Consider the following 16,499-nt stretch of genomic DNA (forward strand, 5'->3'; position numbering starts at 1 on the left):
GGCGGTCCGGATTGCGGGGCCTCACTCCGATGTGAGTGTCTCGGCTCCGTTCTCGATCTGGTCCATCACTTCTGGAACTATGCATCTGTTCCGGAACAGATGCATAGTTCCAGAAGTGATGAAAGTTCAGTTCGCCCAGACGCGCACTCCCGCGGGATCGATGCTGACCTCGACCTCGGAGCCTTCGTGCAGACCCACGGCGTCGCGGGAGAGCAGCAGCGCGCGGATCTCTGGACCGCCATTCGCGGAGACGATGACCTCGGCGGTGGGGCCGAGGAAGACGATGCGATCGACCGTCGCGCGGCCGGCGGCCGAGGTCGGTGCAGCATCCGCGGCGCAGACTGACACCGCTTCGGCGGCGATCGCGGCCGTGACGTTGACGCCGGTTCTGGGCGCGGCATCGATGGCGGTTCCGATCGTGGTTCCGATGGTTGCGCTGGAGGCACCACCAGGCACGTGAATGTCGACGCCGGTCAACGCGAGGCCCGCGACCTCGAGGACATGGTCCTGCGGCGAGGTGCTGGTAACCGCGTCACTCGCGCCCAGCGCGTCACCCGCGCCCAGCACGTCACCCGCGCCCAGCACGTCACTCGCGGCCGGCACGCTCGTTTTGCCCGCACCAACGCCAGCCCCAGCCGCCTCGGCGACCCGCAGCACTCCGGGGAAGTGCTGGACGCCCATGAACCCCGCGACGAACGGCGAGGCCGGATTACGGTACATCCGTTCCGGGGTGTCACGCTGCTGGATTTCTCCGTCGTTGAGCAGGACGACCTGATCGGCCAGGCTCAGCGCCTCCTCCTGGTCGTGGGTGACCATGACAGTGGTCACTCCCGCTTCCCGGTGGATGCGCGCGAGCTCCGCCTGCATGTCGCCGCGGACCTTGCGGTCGAGGGCGCTCAGGGGCTCGTCGAGGAGCAGTAGGTCGGGTTCGATGACCAGGGCACGGGCCAAGGCGACGCGCTGCTGCTGACCGCCGGAGAGTTGCGCCGGCTTCCGGTCGGCCAATTCGCCCAGTCCGACCAGGTCGAGCACCTCGGCGACCTTCCGCCTCTGATCCGCGCGGGGCACCTTCCGTGACTTGAGTCCGAAGGCGATGTTGTCGGCCACGCTCAGGTGTGGGAACAGGGCGTAGGACTGGAACACGACGCCGATGTTGCGGCGTTCCGGCGGCAGGCCTTTGAGCGACCGTCCACCGAGGTCGATGGTGCCCGTGTCGGCAGTCTCGATTCCGGCGACGATGTTGAGGATCGTCGTCTTGCCCGACCCGGATGGGCCGAGCAGAGCGCAGAACGAGCCTTCGGGGACCTCGAGGTCGATCCCCTTGAGGACCGTCTTCGAGCCGAAGGACTTGGACAGTGAGGACAGGGTGAGGCGGGACATCAGCGGGTCTCCTTCCCGGTGCCGGACGGACCTGTTCCGGACACGACTTTCGCGGCATTGCCGCTGAGGATCTGCAGCACGACGACGAGGATGATGAGGACAAGAATCGTCAGCGTCGACACCGCATTGATGTCGGGCGAGATGCCGACCCTGGTCTGGGCATAGATATTCACCGGCAGGGTCTGCACCCCGAGCGGGGCGAGGAAGAGCTGGACGGCGAAGTTGTTGAAGCAGGTGACGAAGGCCATCAGCGCCCCGGCGAGGACGGCTGAGCGGATGAGCGGCAGGGTCACCCGCAGGAACGTCTGGAACGGACCGAAGCCCAGGGACCTCGATGCATTGAGCAGCGCGGGGTCGAGCGAGGCGATCCGGGCCGAGACGACGAAGACGACATAGGGCAGGGACACCACCGTGCAGCCGAGCCACAGGGACGTCACGCTCTGCCCCAGGCCGAGGCGGTTGGCGATGCCGAGGATCGCGACCGAGAGGATGAGGATCGGAATCGTCACGGTCGCAAGCAGGCTGGAGTTGACGGCGTTGCGCAGCCACGGAGTTCCCGGCCGGGCGAGCCATAGTGAGAGCAGGGTGCCGACGACGACGCAGGTGCCCGCGACGAGGATCGAGAGCTGGATGCTCGTGTAGGTCGCCTGGATGAGCGGGTTTGTCGGCGTCAGCTCCGCATACCACTTGAGCGTGAACTCGAACGGCAGCGTTCCGAACCGGGAGTCGTTGAATGACATCACCATCATCGCCAGGATCGGCACATAGAGGACGACGATGATCACGACGGTCCAGATCGTCAGGAGTGCGGGACGTGATCTCATGTGAGCACCTCGGCGGCGGTGGGAATCGAACGTGACCGTCGCACCGACGCCGGACCCGGGCGGCCGGATCGACCCGGTTGACCGGACCGGCCCGGGCGGCCTGAGCGTGCGGAATCCGGCGCCGAGGCGGTGTCGAGGTCCGTGAGTGGACGCAGCGGACGCGAGACGCGGGTGATGAGCAGCGCGAGCACGACGACCACCGCCAACGAGGCGACGAGGAGGACGACGGCCAGCGCGGCCGTGACGCCGTCATCGCCTCCGCCGGAGATCCGATCGGCGATGATGTTGCCGAACAGCGTCCCCTCAGGACCGCCGAGGACCGCCGACTCGGCGAAGGCGCCGGCGGTGGCGACGAAGGTGATCCCGACCGCCGCGATGAGCTGGGTGGCGCTCGCGGGGACGATGACGGTGAAGAAGGTCCGCACCTGCCCCGCGCCCAGCGTCCGGGAGGCGGCGAGCAGCCGCGGATCGATCCGCTCGGCGGCGGTGTAGAGGACGATGACGATGACGGAGATCGACTCATAGACGAACATCACCAGAGTCGCCCACGGGGTGTAGAGGATCGATGCGCCCTCGGCGGCCAGTCCCAGTGACTCCAACGGCGCCATCAGCGGACCCTTCGCGCCGAGGAGGACCATCATCGCGTAGATGAGCAGCAGCTGCGAGGTGAGGAACGGGATGATGACGAGTGCGAGCAGCACCGGCCGGTTCCTCTCACCCACGTGACGGCCAATCGTCCAGGCGACCGGCCAGGAGATCGCGATGCTGACGACGGTGACGACGAATGCCATGCCCAGGGTGAAGGCGAGTCGTTCGAGGTACTGCGGGTTCTCGACGACGCGGGCGAACTGGTCGAACCCGAGTCCCGTCGGCGCGTTGACGGCGTCGACGACGAGGAGAACGAGCGGGACGATGGAGAACAGCGCCAGCAGGCCGATCCCCGGCATGGCGAGGATCAGCCTGCCGACACGTGCCAGGGGGTTCATCAGGCAGCCTTGACCCGCTCCCACAGATCGACCCATGCGTCGAGGGTCTCCTGCGGCAGAGGAGCTTGCAGCGCGAGCTTGTCGAGCACCTTCGTATCCGCCTGCACCCGATCACGGGACTCGGCGTCAAGTGCCTCGACGGCAGCCTGATTCGCCGGAGCAGGGGAACCCGCCTCGGGGTCGGCGGCCCACCGCTTCTCGAAGTCGCTGCTGGTGACGAAGTTGATCCACTCGTAGGCGAGATCCTCCTTCTGGGTGTCCGCGGCGATCGTCCACGTGTCACCCCAGCCCACGGCGCCCTCCTTCGGCAGAGTCAGCTCAACGGGGATGCCGTCGGCGGCGATCTGCGCGATGTTCGAGGAGTGGAAGATGCCGATGTCGACGGTGTCGGAGCTCAGCGCCTTGGCGACCTCCTCGGTGGCGGTGGTGATGAGCCCGGAGTTGGCCTTGAGATCGAGCAGCGCCTTCTCGACCTTCTCCAAGTCCGGGTTGTTCGGATCTTCGCCGAGGTAGAGGGCTGCGAGCAGGACGTTGAGCGTGGCATCGTCGACGAGTGCGACCTTGCCCTTGTACTTGGGATCCCAGAGGTCGGCGACAGTGCTCGGCGCCTCCTTGATCTCCTCGGTGTCGTAGAAGACGGAACTGTAGCCCCACACCCAGGGCACACCGTAGAGGTCGCCATCGCGGCGGAAGGCCTCCTCCTCGGCGAGGACCGGAACGACCTCGTCGAAGTTCTCAAGCTTCGCCTCGTCGAGGGGCTGGATCAGCTTGTCGTCCATGGCGGGGCCGATGAACTGGAAGTTCGGCAGTGCGACGTCGATGTCGCCCTTGCCGCTGCGGAGCAGCTCGAGGAGTTCGGTCTCCGAGGAGATGTAGCGGTGGACCACCTCGGCGCCGGTCTTCTCCTGGAACTCCTTGGTGGCCCAGTCGAGGTCGGAGCCGTAGCCGGACCAGTTGACGACGACGAGCGATTCGCTCGTGTCCTGGCCGGCCAGGCCGCCCGAGCACGCCGTCGTGCCGAGCAGGACCGCGGCGCTCGTGGCTGCGGTGAGAATTGCCGATCGTGTCTTCATGATGCTCCTTGGATCATCTCCCGCTGCGACTCTGCGGCGGGACGAGTGGTGGTCGGGATGGAATCTGTCGTGGGCAGGGCATTTGCGGGCACTGGATGGCCGGTGGGCACAGCGTTGTCCGCGACGACCTGGGCGTACCAGTCGAAGCTCGCCTTGGGCGTGCGGGTGAGCGTGGCGTAATCGACGTGGACGAGTCCGAATCGATGGCCGAATCCGCTGGTCCACTCGAGGTTGTCGAGCAGCGACCAGACGAAGTACCCGCGCACATCGGCACCGCCGGCGATGGCGGTGTGGATCCCCGCGAGGTGGTCCCGCAGGTAGGTGATGCGCTCGGGGTCGCGGACGGCGCCGTCGGTTCCGGCGTAGTCGGGCAGCGGCAGACCGTTCTCAGTGATGTGGATGGGGACGGGCCCGTAGTCGGCGGTGACGTCGGTGAGCATCTGGGCGATGCCCTCGGGCTCCGGGGTCCAATCGGCCATCGTCCGATGCCGGGACCGGGGGCGCACCTCGGCGGCTCCGATCTCCTTGAGGTGGGTGAGGTTGAGGAAGTCACCGGGTGGATCGGCGACGGCCACGACCTCAGGGTCGGTGACCCTGTCGGCCGCGACGACATGGCGGCGGAAGTAGTAGTTGAGCCCGATGAAGTCGACCTCGGCCCCGATCAGGTCCAAGTCGCCGTCGACGACGGTGGCCGCGAGCGCCTCGGCCCGTGCCGGGTGCTCGGCGTACTCCTGCGGGTATCGGCCCTGAAGAACCGGGCCGAGCACGACGTCGATCGAGTGGGTGTGGGCGGTGCTTGCTGCGGCGACGTCGGCCGGGTGATCGGTGGCGGGGACGACGGGGGCGTATCCGGAGACGAGCCCCACCTCGGCGGCGGGAGAGTGTTCGCGGACGGCGCTGACGCCGAGTCCGTGGGCCAGGAGCATGTGGTGGAGGGCGGCGACGGCCTTGGCGCTGTCGCGGTGCCCAGGTGGGAACGCGCCTTCGGCGTAGCCGACCCAGGATTCGTAGTAGAGCTCGTTGACGGTCATCCACATGCCCACGCGGTCTCCGAGGGTCTCGGTGAGGACCTGTGCGTAGTCGGCGAACCGCAGTGCGGTGTCGCGGTTCGACCAGCCGCCGTCGAGGTGGGCGGGCAGGTCCATGTGGTACATCGTCAGCGCGGGGGTGAGTCCGCGGTCGAGGAGTCCGTCGACGAGGCGCTCGTAGAAGTCGAGGCCCTCGCGGTTGACGGTGCGGCCGTCGGGCATCACTCGGGACCAGCTCGCGGAGAACCGGTAGGCACCGGCGCCGAGGCGGGCCGCAAGGTCGAGGTCGTGCTGCCATCGGTGGTAGTGGTCGCAGGCGACGTCGCCGGTGTCACCGTGGGTGCCGTGTTCGCGCAGATAGTCGTCCCAGATCGACGGGGAGCGCCCGTACGCGGCGGCCGCGCCTTCGATCTGATAGGCGGCCGTGGCCGTGCCCCAGAGGAAGCCGGGGGGAAAGGACAGTGTCACGTGGAGCTCCGTTCGATGAAGACCGGGGGAATGAGGTGGGTGCGCGGTGCAGCGGCAGGTGCTTTGTCGCTGTCGTCGCTGCGGATGAGGTCGATGAGGGTGGTGACGGCGCCGGCGCCGATCTCGTCGAAGCGCTGGGCCACCGTCGACAGCGGAGGATCGAGGGCGAGTGCGGCCGGATCCCCGTCGAAGCCGAGTACGGCGACGTCCTCGGGAACGGTGAGGCCGGCGCGCCGCAGCGATCGGAACACCGCGAAGGCGGCGAAGTCGACGGGGCAGAAGACCCCGTCGAATTCCCTTCCGGCCTCCAGGAGGCCGTCGATTGCGTTCGAGGTGAGGTGGGAGGCAGGGTAGGTCTCGTCGGAGTCGAGGATGAGCGGTTCGAGCCCGGCGTCCTCCATCGCTTCGGTGTAGCCGGCCAGTCGTTCGTCGAGAGCAAGACCGGTGAACGCCGAGGTGGGGGAGAGAGCGACGATGCGTTTCCTCCCTGAGGAAATGAGGCGGACGATCCCGTCCTTGGCGCTGTCGTGGTTCTCTGAGGCCCAGACATGGAAGCCCGGGTGGGGGCGGAGGTCGTCGATGATGACGACCGGAGCGCCGGTGGCCAGGGCGGTGGGTTTCCAGTCGTCGTCGGTGGGGGAGACGACGACGAAACCGTCGATGGGCTGACCGGCGGAGCGGGCGAAGAAGGACGTGAGGTCGTCGCCGAGCAGCGGGGCCTGGTCATTCATCGACTGGAGGTAGGCGTCATCGACGGGGTTGAGGGTGAGGCGGAAGCCGTTGATCGCTGCGGCGTGGCCGGCGCCTCTGAGCAGGGGTTCCCACCAGCCGATGAGGTTGAGCGGGATGACGAAGCTGATGGTGTCGTAGCGTCCGGTGCGCAGGGCGCGTCCGGCGGGGCTGATGCGGTATCCGAGACGGTCGGCGACGGCGCGGACGGTCTCCTTGGTCTTCACGCCGACATCGGGATGATCGCGCAGGGCGCGGCTGATGGTGGGCACGGACAACCCGAGCTCGTCCGCGATGTCGGCCATCGTTGCAGCGCGTGGTCGACCCGCTCGAGTCGCCATGGAAAGCCCCTTTGCAATCGATTACGTAAACGATTACGTGAATTGGATCACGAGGGGGTTCCCGGTGTCAATGGGAGCTCGGAAAGAAGGCAGCGCCCACCGGTGGGGCGGGCGCTGGGTTGCTGCCAGCAACTGCTATTAGACAGAGATCAGAAGCAACGGTCGCGCTGGACGATGTATGGTCAAACGCTGGCGCGATCGCTTTCGAAGAGCCAGATTCCGTGGTCGAAATGACTGAGTGTCTCGCCGAGGCCGGTCTGCTCGTGCGTAAGCGCGATCAGCTGACGAGCGGTCGCGCCGTCAACAGCGTCCAAACCCTGCTGCTGCAGTGCGACGTTGACGAATCGACAGATCATCGTGTCCGCCTTCACTCCGGGTTGGCCGAGAAGCATGGACAGATACTCGAACGTGATCCAGCCCAATCCCTTCACAGGAACATAGGCGTTCTTGAGTTCGCCCGAATTCTTCGCCCGGAAGTCCTCTGCGGTGCGGACCCCAATGTCGAGGAAGTTGCTTGCAGCTTCGATGACCGCCGAGGCCTTCGAACGCGAACTTGTCTTCGCATTTCCCATTACCGCTTCGATGGCGGCCTCGCCCACCTCGACGAGCAGAGTCAGATCGTCGACAGCAGACTTGTACTCACAGCGGAAAGCCTGCAGTCGATTGAAGACCCCTTTGCCTGGCGTGTCCGAACGATACTGGGCCTGAATGGAGAAAACGGCATCCACCAATGCCGTGGAGATTTCGTTCGGCCATCCACCACCGTAAACGGCGAAGTTCTCGGTGGGGACGGTGGCTGTGGCTTCGGCGACGGCGGCAACTTGCCGGCTCGTGAGATCAGACATAAAGCAACAGTAGTCCACAATTCATCGGCGAGGAGATCGGGACATAGTTCGATTTCCGCAGGTCTGATGGGTTGTCGTTTCGACGGGTGACGCATTGCCGAGGCGACAACGGCCGATCTGTCGAAGCCGACAAGTTCCCCGGTCGTAACCTGAGCTTGCGATCCCAGGCGTAATCTGAGGGCATGACTCGTCACCTACTGACCAGTACCCCTCCCTCCCCGACCACTCCCCACCAAACCCCGACCGCGGATCACAGCCAGTCCCCACGCCACGACTCCGCATCGTCTGGCTATCGCACCCGCACACCCGTCCGCGGTCGCGAAGCTCTCCTCGGCCTCTTCGCCGTCCTCCTCGTCGCCTGGGTCGCGGTCGCCGGCATCGGTGGTCCCTACTTCGGCAAGATCTCCGAGGTCTCGACGAACGACCGGTCCTCGTTCCTGCCGGAGTCCGCTGAATCCACCCGCGCTCAGGAGCTCATCGACCAGTTCAGCGATCTCGACTACGTTCCGGCGATTGTCGTATTCGAGCGCGAAGCCGGAGTCACCCCAGAGGACACGACAACGCTTGCGGATCTCAGCCAACGACTCGAAGCGGACGATCTTCTCGCCGCACCGTCGTCCCCGGTGATCCCCGCCGAAGACGGCCAAGCGCTCGAACTCATCCTCCCCGTCTCCACCGACGCCACCGCCGACGATGTCGAACAGATCCGCGCCGTCATCGACAGGGAACTAGGCACCACCAGCTCCGCCGGTGCCGATTCCGGTGCCGACGTCACCGTCCACGTCACCGGCCCAGCCGGGTTCGCCGCCGACCTCACCGAGGCTTTCGCCGGGATCGACGGAATCCTCCTGCTCGTCGCCCTCATCGCCGTCTTCGTCATCCTCATCGTGGTCTACCGCTCACCGCTGCTGCCGATCATCGTGCTGTTCACCTCGATGGCCGCGCTCTCGGCCTCGATCTTCGTCATCTGGCACCTGGCCGACGCCGGCATCCTCCTCATCAACGGCCAGGTCCAGGGCATCCTCTTCATCCTCGTCGTCGGTGCGACCACCGACTATTCGCTGCTCGTCGTCGCCCGCTTCCGCGACTCGCTCCTGACCGAACGCGACCGGGTCCGGGCCGGACTGCGCGCCGTGAAAGGCGTACTCGAGCCGATCGCGGCCTCCGGCGGCACCGTCATCGCCAGCCTCCTCGTCCTCCTGCTCACCGACCTCGCCTCGACCCGTGCGCTGGGCCCGGTGGCGGCGATCGGCATCGTCATGGCCATGCTCGCCGCGCTGACATTCCTGCCGGCGGCCCTCATGCTCATGGGCCGCGCCGTCTTCTGGCCCTTCCTCCCACGCGTGCAGACCTCCGCCACGACATCCCGAAAGAAGGGAGTCTGGACCCGGATCGCCGAGGTGATCGCCAAGCGACCGCGCACGATCTGGATCGGTCTGGTCATCGTTCTCGCCCTCCCGCTGCTCGCGTTCCCGCAGTTCAAAGCCTCGGGAGTCGCGCAGAGCGAATTCGTGCTCGGCCAATCCGAGGCTCGCGACGGGCAGGACGTCCTCGCTGAGCACTTCCCCGGAGGATCCGGATCACCTGCGCAGGTCGTAGTGACGGAACCGAAACTTGAGCAGGCCGCGCAAGAGATCGGTCGCCTCGGCGGGGTCGAGTCGATGTCGGTCGTTGCACAGAACACCCCGAGCGGCACTGCCCCGGTTGATGCGGACGGGACGGTTCAGGTACCCGAAGGCAGGGGAGAGCCGAACTCGACGCCACCTACGGTGCCGCCAATCCCCACCGAGGTGGACGGGAACGTCCTGCTCGATGTGACACTGACCGATGCCGCGGACTCCCTGGTCGCCGAGGAGACCGTGAAGATGATCCGCGACGCGGTCCATGAGGTCGATTCCGAGGCGCTCGTGGGCGGGGAGACGGCAGTGGACCTCGATACGAACACCACCGCCGAGGCGGACCGGAGTCTCGCGATCCCGCTGATCCTGCTCGTCATCACGATCATCCTCATCGTGCTCCTGCGCTCCCTCGTCGCCCCGCTGCTGCTGGTGGCGCTGACGGTGCTGTCGTTCGGCACCGCTTTGGGAGTCTCGGCGCTGGTGTTCAACCAGGTCATCGGGTTCCCGGGTGCGGATCCCTCGGTGCCGCTCTACGCGTTCGTGTTCCTGGTGGCGTTGGGGATCGACTACAATATCTTCCTCATGTCGCGGGTGCGTGAGGAGTCGCTGCGGATCGGCACGCGGCGCGGAGTCCTCGCCGGGCTCGTGGCGACGGGAGGGGTGATCACCTCGGCGGGAATCGTGCTGGCCGCGACCTTCGCAGCGCTTGCCGTCATCCCGATCATGTTCCTCGTCCAGCTCGCCTTCATCGTCACCTTCGGGGTGCTGCTGGACGCGATCCTCGTCCGTTCGCTCGTCGTGCCAGCGCTGGTCTACGACATCGGGCGACCGGTCTGGTGGCCGTGGCGGGCGCGGATTCCTGCGGATCGCTGACGGCACGGAGTGGACAAGACAATGCCGGTCAGGCGGCGATGTCCACCCTCCCGTTCGCTGAGGGGGCCTATCATTACCGGGTGCAAGCGCGAGAGCTGAATCCCGGAAGCGGAGGAGATCGGTGAAGAGGAAGACAATTCGGCGGCGTCCCCCGGGCCGTCGCGCGGCGCTCCTGGTCGTGCTGATCGTGAGCGCGGTTCTGCTCCCGGTCGTCTTCGTGATGTGGCCGGGTGCCCCGGTGAACACTCTCGGGAAGTCCGTGTCGCAGGACTATCTGCCTGCCGAGGTCACCGACGTCGCGTTCGACAACTGCGGCAACGTCAGCGACGATGTGCCGTGCGGTTCCGCCACCGGCACGCTGGCCGACGGCAAGACAGTGGACGTGATGCTCTTTCGCAACGCCTACTTCAACGACGTCTCCAACGGCGACGACGTGGTGATCAGTGAGGCGACCACGCCGGGTGCGGAACGCAGCTACACCTACTACTCGCCCCAGCGGGGCGGGACACTGGCGATCTTCGCTCTGGGGGCTCTCGGACTCGTCGCTCTCGCCGTCGGCTTCCGGGGGCTGCGGGCATTCGTATCGCTTCTCGCCTCCGCCGTCTTCATCTGGTATTTCCTGATCGGCGGAATCGCCGCAGACGGATCCCCGCTTCTCTACTCATCGGTGACCGTGGTCTTCGTGCTCACGGCAGTGCTGTTCTATACGCATGGTCTCTCGGCGATGACGATCGCCGCATGGGCGGGCACTCTGATCGGACTGTGCGTCGCGATGGCGGTCGGATCGGCATTGTCGTGGCTGCTGCGGCTGGGGCCCGCCGGAGAGAACGCCGAGATGCTCACCCTGTCGGGACTGACGGTGCCGGTCGAATCCATTGCCCTGGCCGCGTTGCTCATCGTGCTCATCGGTGTCCTCAATGACATTTCGGCTGCTCAGGCAAGCACTGTCTTCTCCCACCTCGGCGCTGCGCTCCCGGATGGCGAGGGGCGGGAAATGCCGGCACGGGCAGGTGGTGGTCGTCGGTCGTGGTGGAGGACTGTCCGTGATTCGTCGCTGAACGTCGGTCGGGATCATGCGGCCAGCGCCATCTACACGGTGAGTTTCTCAGTGGTCGGGGCCGGACTGTTCACCTTGATCCTGTCCCAGACGTTCGGCCTGCCGCTGGGTGTGGTGCTCCAGTCCGATGAGGTGGCGACGACTCTGACGCAGATGATCGCTGGCATTGTCGGCATCGTGGTCACGATGCCGGCCACGACTGTCATCGCGGTGACCTTGGCCAGATGGTTCGCCGGCTCTGCAGTGGAGCGCGTTCCGCGTCACTGAGCTGCGGGCCGCAGAACGTCTAATCCGCTCCGTCACCAGCCCCGTGAGTGTGCATCCGGACCCCGTCCTGGTTGAAGATGCTGATCACCTGCGCAGGGCGTGAGATCGCCGAGATGCTGTGCGGCATTCGGGTGTCGAATTCCGCGGCTTCACCCCGCTTGAGCACCAGCTCCTGCTCACCGAGCACGAGGCGCAGCTGCCCGCTGATCACGTAGAGCCATTCGTAGCCGTCGTGGACTCGCGGTTCCGGAGCGACTGAGCGCGGGGGGTAGGTGATCTTGTAGGTGGCGACCGGCGACCCCTCGGGCGCCAGTGGCGTGATCACCATCCCGTCGCGCCGGATGCTCGGCCGGCGCACTCGTGGGTCGGGCGCCTCGGTCGATAGGAGGTCGTCGATCCGGATCCCCAGCTCCCGGGTGAGCGGGACGAGCAGTTCCAGGCTGGCCTGCCGCTTTCCGCTCTCCAGCCGGGACAGAGTGCTCACGGACATTCCGGCTCGACCGGCGAGGTAATCCAGGGTCCAGTCCCGGGACTTCCTGGCGGCACGAAGCCGCGGACCCATTTGGTCGAGCATGTCCATGAGTGACTCCTGAGGAACGAGGTGAGACGGGCCGAGTCACCTCACCGAACCACGTTTTTGCCAATAGTGCAAGAACGATTGCAGAATCTACTGGGTGCGGCGCATGCTTGAGCCATGGAAGAGACACTTGTGAATCAGAATTGGGACGTCATCGTCGTCGGCGGCGGAGCTGCCGGACTGAGTGCGGCGCTCACGCTCGGCAGGTCCCTGCGGCGCGTCGTCGTTATCGACTCGGGCAGTCCGCGCAACCGCTTCGCCGCCCACATGCATTCCGTCCTCGGCAACGAAGGCACGGATCCGGCTGCCCTCATTGCTCAAGGGCGCGAGGAGGCGGCGAGCTATGGAGTCCAGTTCGTTGACGACACCGTCATCAGCGTCCAGGCGGGGGAGCGGACCGTGACAGTGGCGACCGCGCAGGGTGCGCTCACAGGTCGTGCCCTCATCGTCGCCACCGGGCTCACCGACGAACTCCCCGACATCCCCGGCCTCGCCGAACATTGGGGGACCAACGTGCTGCACTGTCCGTATTGTCACGGCTGGGAAGTGAAGGGGACGCGGATCGGAGTGCTGGGCGCATCCTCGATGTCGGCCCACCAGGCGCAGCTTGTGCGGCAGTGGACCGATCGCCTGACGTTCTTCACCGCCGGCAGCGGCGCGCTGGACCCTGAACTTGCCGAGCGTCTGCGTGCGCGCGACGTCGAACTCATTGACACCCCCGTCGCCGAGGTGGTCAGCGACGGACAGCGGCTCACTGGAGTTCGCCTGGAGGACGGGCAGACCATCGAGCTCGACGCGATCTTCACTGCGCCGAGACCTCGCCCCCATGATGAGTTCCTCGCCGAACTCGGACTGGACCGGGTCGAGAACCCGGTCGGCAGCTTTCTTGCCGTTGATGCGACCGGTCGAACGAGCAATCCCCGCATCTGGGCGATCGGCAACGTCGTCAATCCGGCTGCCAACGTGCCGATCTCCATCGGCGGGGGAGCGCTGACTGGTGGTGTCGTCAACATGGAGCTGGTGACTGAGGACTTCGATGCTGCTGTGGCGGAGAGTCATGCCGCCGCCAATGGCGATGCCTCAGGTCACGATCATGCTGATGAGGGATCCGGGTCCGCCGCCCAGCATTGGGAGGCACGGTACTCCGAGAGCGACCGGATCTGGTCGGGCCGAGTCAATCCTGCCGTGGCGGATGCGGTGGCGGACCTTCCTGTCGGTTCAGCGCTCGATCTCGGCTGCGGCGAAGGTGGGGACGCGGTTTGGCTCGCCGAGCAGGGGTGGACCGTCGATGCCGTCGATATCTCGCCCACCGCAGTGCGGCGCGGAGCTGCGGGTGCGGTCGAACGGGGAGTGGCGGACCAGCTCACCTGGCACGATGCGGATCTGAGCGAGTGGGAGCCGAAGGCTGGCTTCGACCTCGTCACTGCGTCCTACCTCCACTCCGACGCCGATCTGCCTCGCGTGGAGATCCTCCGGCGCGCGAGTAGCTGGGTGAAGCCGGGCGGCTGCTTGCTCATCGTCTCCCACGTCTTCGAGTCCGAGGCCGACATTCCGCCGTGGGCGCGGCATAACGAATCCGCGCACGATCACGCGCACGATTTAAGGATGACCCCCGGCGAGGAGGTCGCTCAGCTCGGTCTCGACCCGGACGAATGGACGGCTGAGGTCCAAGAGATCAGGCGACGCGAAGCTACGGGCCCCGACGGTCAGACCGGGTACGTTAAGGATGGAGTGAGTCTGCTGCGGCGGGCAAGACGCTTATGAAGATGCGGGACCCAGAATTCGGCCCAGACCCTTGGTACTGGTCTACCTTGTTCGATGTCGATGAAGCCGGAGGAAAAGGAAGGCGGTGTATTAAATGCTCACGTGAAGCTCGAGAGGAGTGTCAGAGGGTCCGGGCAGTATGTCGCCCATTGCTACCGCGAAGGCGCAGGATGAGGTTCACCGACGCTCCGGGAAACAGCACGCTCGAGTCAGAGGTGAAGGTCCCAATTCGAAGATCCTTTGGGTTTATGACGAGGAGGACTGGTCGCGTATGTACAAAACTGGATTGCCGCTGAAGAGTCACAGAACACCCTTGAACGGATGAGGTTCTGATGAGATTGGCCATCGCAGATCCGCCCTACCTCGGGCGTGCGAACCGCTGGTACGGTCAAGGCCGCGGGCATCGCGGCGGACTCGGCCGGGCAGCTGCACACGAAGCGGCTTCCGAATGGGACAACCCCGCCACTCACTAGGCCCTCGTGACCCGGCTCGAAGCCGACTACGACGGGTGGGTGATCGCGGCCGCTGCCGACAGCCTCGCCACCTACCTGCCGGTCTGCCCACCACAAGTGCGCATCCTCGTCTGGCACAAAGGCAACGCCATCCCGTCGGGGTCCCGCATCGCCAACCAGTGGGAGCCTGTGCTCGCCCGCGTCCCCGACGGACGGTCAGGCCGAACCGCCGGCGCGGCCGTCAACGATGTGCTCACCGTGGGCATCAGTTACCGCTACAGCTATGTCGGTTCGAAACCCTGCCCATGAACTCATTGGGTGCTCGACGTCTTCGGTTACCAACCCGACGTCGATCAGGTCCATGACCTCTTCACCGGTAGCGGAGCAGTCTCCATCGCAGAGTCCCTCTACAGCCCACCACCCTCTCAACGCTGCGAGGTATGTGGAGGCTCCATCAAGCAGCCGGCCACGAGGCGTCGCCGCCGCACCTGTAGCGACAGCTGCCGGCAACGTCTCGCTCGACGCAAGGCCACCGAACGGCGCCGGCGAACATTGCGACTACAGGCCAAGCGATCTGCATAAACTGGGCCCATGGCACGCAATTTCATTGAGAAGATCACTGACGACCTGGACGGCACGCAAATTCCCGAGGGTGAAGACAGTGAGGTGTCTTTCGGGCTGGACAATGTCGACTATGCGATCGATCTCAACCAGAAGAACGCAGAAGCGCTGCGCGAATCACTGGCACCTTATATCGCCGTCGCCCGGCACTCTGCCCGAGCCGGCAAGAGGCAGAAGGCGAAACGCCAGCAGAACAACAAGGTAGAATTGGACGCCATTCGCACGTGGGCACGAGAAAACGGGCACGAAGTCTCCGCCCGAGGGCCTATTCCCAAATCAGTGACTGCCGCTTACCAGGAAGCGACAGCATCCGTCTGACCGACCGTCGGTCATCCATAGTTGGGCTCACATTTCAAGCACGCATCTCTAGTCGAACCATCAACTAGTGAGCGCAGTGTGAACGTAACACTGAACTCGCCGCAAGCCTCACACTCACCATGTAGGCAGGTGCGTTCCATCTTCTTTTCAATCATGCTTCCCACGTAAACACCTAACAGCCTTCCGGTGGGGGAGATCTGTCGTGTCGCGGATACTCGCTTCTAGCCTCGATTTTTCACGGGAGGGACGTCGAGCATGAGTCCTGCCCCAGCGTCTGGTGCTGTTACTGATTCTCGCATCGAGGTATGACACGACACCGTGCCACGCCACAGTTAAAGCGGGGATTCCAGTTATGCGATCGGACCCCTCGATGTCGACATGCAACCGGGCCGAGGTGCCCCGGTAGGAACTTCTTACTCGGTGCTGTATTCGACGTACCCGGGTCCTTCATTGAATTTGTATCCAATTTTATAACTGGAATAAAGAACCTGACCGCCATACATATCGCCGACTTGCTCCATGAAGTTTGACGCTTCGCCCTCAGTCGCAAACACGCCCAGAATAGTATTATCCGGAGACTCGTCGTGTTGAACAATCCACACGGTTTCAGTACTCATGGCTCAGAATCTATCAGCAGAAAGCGCTATTACTCTGTGTAGCACCAGTGAAAGGAGATGTTGCGCCCGGCTGCACTTGTCGCTTCTGTCGCTACCGTAACACCGGCCGCCTCCTCAGCCTCAATGGGACCTTTCTGATGGGGGCGTAGCGCCAGACTTTCCGGCTTATGATCCAAGTGTCCCGGGTCCCAGCACTGGTGATCTGACGGTACGAGACCGAGAAGATTCCCGACTGTATGCTAGGACTCCTAGCGGTTAAGAGGCCATGCCTACAGTGCAAACCATAAGCCAAACCATAAGCTAAGTCACGGAGGGCATAATGAAGCCAGAATCAGATGCGATCGAATACCGACCTGAAATCGGTGACATCGTTGTTCGAGAAGGCAATCATAAATACCGCAATGGCCCAAAAGCCACCCCCGATATTATCGGCGAAGTCAGCCTCATCACCGGCGATGATGTCTTCTTGCGCCAAGACAATGGGATGCCCGCCTGTGTCCTCATGTCAACAATCAGGCCTGCGTCTGAAGAGGAACGGAAGCGCGCCGGATTTTGACGGCCCTGGTTACTGGTTGCGTCCCAGCTCGGTGTGTCCAAACGAAAGTCGTTGGCGGATCAAAAGGTTGCGGCCCGATTGAGATTGCTGAAGGCGGATTCTAG

At 64.8% G+C, this 16,499-nt stretch carries 15 protein-coding genes; 6 read left to right on the top strand and 9 right to left on the bottom strand.

From position 1 onward, the window contains the following. Positions 1 to 126: 126 nt before the first annotated feature. From RIT73_RS06370 to RIT73_RS06400, 7 genes are all read right to left on the bottom strand, one after another. On the bottom strand, positions 127 to 1,380 hold the full coding sequence (locus RIT73_RS06370) for an ABC transporter ATP-binding protein (RefSeq protein WP_309131225.1): 1,254 nt from the start codon (positions 1,378 to 1,380) through the stop codon (positions 127 to 129). Beyond that, a complete protein-coding gene (locus RIT73_RS06375) occupies positions 1,380 to 2,204 on the bottom strand; it encodes an ABC transporter permease (RefSeq protein WP_309131226.1) in 825 nt (274 codons plus the stop codon). The genes RIT73_RS06370 and RIT73_RS06375 overlap by 1 nt, the downstream gene beginning before the upstream one ends. Then, positions 2,201 to 3,190, bottom strand: a complete 990-nt coding sequence (locus tag RIT73_RS06380; RefSeq protein ID WP_309131227.1) for an ABC transporter permease — start codon at positions 3,188 to 3,190, stop codon at positions 2,201 to 2,203. Before RIT73_RS06380 ends, RIT73_RS06375 begins: the two co-directional genes overlap by 4 nt. Continuing rightward, on the bottom strand, positions 3,190 to 4,263 hold the full coding sequence (locus RIT73_RS06385) for an extracellular solute-binding protein (protein ID WP_309131228.1): 1,074 nt from the start codon (positions 4,261 to 4,263) through the stop codon (positions 3,190 to 3,192). The genes RIT73_RS06380 and RIT73_RS06385 overlap by 1 nt, the downstream gene beginning before the upstream one ends. Continuing rightward, a complete protein-coding gene (locus RIT73_RS06390) occupies positions 4,260 to 5,759 on the bottom strand; it encodes a family 1 glycosylhydrolase (protein ID WP_309131229.1) in 1,500 nt (499 codons plus the stop codon). The genes RIT73_RS06385 and RIT73_RS06390 overlap by 4 nt, the downstream gene beginning before the upstream one ends. Continuing rightward, positions 5,756 to 6,829: a LacI family DNA-binding transcriptional regulator gene (locus RIT73_RS06395; protein WP_309131230.1), complete on the bottom strand. Its 1,074-nt coding sequence runs from the start codon at positions 6,827 to 6,829 to the stop codon at positions 5,756 to 5,758. The genes RIT73_RS06390 and RIT73_RS06395 overlap by 4 nt, the downstream gene beginning before the upstream one ends. Positions 6,830 to 7,011: 182 nt before the next feature. Further along, the gene (locus RIT73_RS06400) at positions 7,012 to 7,692 is read right to left on the bottom strand and encodes a hypothetical protein (RefSeq protein WP_309131231.1); all 681 of its coding nucleotides are present in this window, start codon (positions 7,690 to 7,692) and stop codon (positions 7,012 to 7,014) included. Positions 7,693 to 7,856: 164 nt separating this feature from the next. Between RIT73_RS06400 and RIT73_RS06405 the strand changes: the two genes are divergently transcribed. After that, complete coding sequence (locus RIT73_RS06405; RefSeq protein WP_309131232.1) at positions 7,857 to 10,166, top strand: MMPL family transporter; 2,310 nt, start codon at positions 7,857 to 7,859, stop codon at positions 10,164 to 10,166. Positions 10,167 to 10,287: 121 nt separating this feature from the next. Continuing rightward, positions 10,288 to 11,490 carry a YibE/F family protein gene (locus tag RIT73_RS06410; RefSeq protein ID WP_309131233.1) on the top strand — a complete coding sequence of 401 codons (1,203 nt, stop codon included), beginning with the start codon at positions 10,288 to 10,290 and terminating at the stop codon, positions 11,488 to 11,490. A 19-nt stretch (positions 11,491 to 11,509) separates the two neighbouring features. On the opposite strand, the gene RIT73_RS06415 is transcribed toward RIT73_RS06410, so the two are convergent. Beyond that, positions 11,510 to 12,070, bottom strand: a complete 561-nt coding sequence (locus tag RIT73_RS06415; RefSeq protein ID WP_309131234.1) for an XRE family transcriptional regulator — start codon at positions 12,068 to 12,070, stop codon at positions 11,510 to 11,512. 114 nt (positions 12,071 to 12,184) lie between these two features. Between RIT73_RS06415 and RIT73_RS06420 the strand changes: the two genes are divergently transcribed. From RIT73_RS06420 to RIT73_RS06430, 3 genes are all read left to right on the top strand, one after another. After that, positions 12,185 to 13,831 carry a bifunctional NAD(P)/FAD-dependent oxidoreductase/class I SAM-dependent methyltransferase gene (locus RIT73_RS06420; protein WP_309131235.1) on the top strand — a complete coding sequence of 549 codons (1,647 nt, stop codon included), beginning with the start codon at positions 12,185 to 12,187 and terminating at the stop codon, positions 13,829 to 13,831. A gap of 479 nt (positions 13,832 to 14,310) precedes the next feature. Beyond that, positions 14,311 to 14,592 carry a hypothetical protein gene (locus tag RIT73_RS06425; RefSeq protein WP_309131236.1) on the top strand — a complete coding sequence of 94 codons (282 nt, stop codon included), beginning with the start codon at positions 14,311 to 14,313 and terminating at the stop codon, positions 14,590 to 14,592. Between the two features lie 282 nt (positions 14,593 to 14,874). Then, complete coding sequence (locus RIT73_RS06430; protein ID WP_309131237.1) at positions 14,875 to 15,222, top strand: Lsr2 family protein; 348 nt, start codon at positions 14,875 to 14,877, stop codon at positions 15,220 to 15,222. 413 nt (positions 15,223 to 15,635) lie between these two features. On the opposite strand, the gene RIT73_RS06435 is transcribed toward RIT73_RS06430, so the two are convergent. Further along, positions 15,636 to 15,839: a hypothetical protein gene (locus RIT73_RS06435; protein ID WP_309131238.1), complete on the bottom strand. Its 204-nt coding sequence runs from the start codon at positions 15,837 to 15,839 to the stop codon at positions 15,636 to 15,638. A gap of 319 nt (positions 15,840 to 16,158) precedes the next feature. Here RIT73_RS06435 and RIT73_RS06440 point away from each other — a divergent pair, with 319 nt between their 5' ends. Next, entirely contained in the window at positions 16,159 to 16,395 is a 237-nt protein-coding gene (locus RIT73_RS06440) for a hypothetical protein (protein ID WP_309131239.1), read from the top strand. Positions 16,396 to 16,499: the final 104 nt, after the last annotated feature.

The organism is Brevibacterium sp. (assembly GCF_031179145.1).
GTDB lineage: Bacteria > Actinomycetota > Actinomycetes > Actinomycetales > Brevibacteriaceae > Brevibacterium.

Excerpts from the sequence above, each read along its gene's own strand:
- RIT73_RS06370 (WP_309131225.1), bottom strand. The coding sequence starts at position 1,380 with ATGTCCCGCCTCACCCTGTCCTCACTGTCCAAGTCCTTCGGCTCGAAG.
- RIT73_RS06375 (WP_309131226.1), bottom strand. The coding sequence starts at position 2,204 with ATGAGATCACGTCCCGCACTCCTGACGATCTGGACCGTCGTGATCATC.
- RIT73_RS06380 (WP_309131227.1), bottom strand. The coding sequence starts at position 3,190 with ATGAACCCCCTGGCACGTGTCGGCAGGCTGATCCTCGCCATGCCGGGG.
- RIT73_RS06385 (WP_309131228.1), bottom strand. The coding sequence starts at position 4,263 with ATGAAGACACGATCGGCAATTCTCACCGCAGCCACGAGCGCCGCGGTC.
- RIT73_RS06395 (WP_309131230.1), bottom strand. The coding sequence starts at position 6,829 with ATGGCGACTCGAGCGGGTCGACCACGCGCTGCAACGATGGCCGACATC.
- RIT73_RS06405 (WP_309131232.1), top strand. The coding sequence starts at position 7,857 with ATGACTCGTCACCTACTGACCAGTACCCCTCCCTCCCCGACCACTCCC.
- RIT73_RS06415 (WP_309131234.1), bottom strand. The coding sequence starts at position 12,070 with ATGGACATGCTCGACCAAATGGGTCCGCGGCTTCGTGCCGCCAGGAAG.
- RIT73_RS06420 (WP_309131235.1), top strand. The coding sequence starts at position 12,185 with ATGGAAGAGACACTTGTGAATCAGAATTGGGACGTCATCGTCGTCGGC.
- RIT73_RS06430 (WP_309131237.1), top strand. The coding sequence starts at position 14,875 with ATGGCACGCAATTTCATTGAGAAGATCACTGACGACCTGGACGGCACG.
- RIT73_RS06435 (WP_309131238.1), bottom strand. The coding sequence starts at position 15,839 with ATGAGTACTGAAACCGTGTGGATTGTTCAACACGACGAGTCTCCGGAT.
- RIT73_RS06440 (WP_309131239.1), top strand. The coding sequence starts at position 16,159 with ATGAAGCCAGAATCAGATGCGATCGAATACCGACCTGAAATCGGTGAC.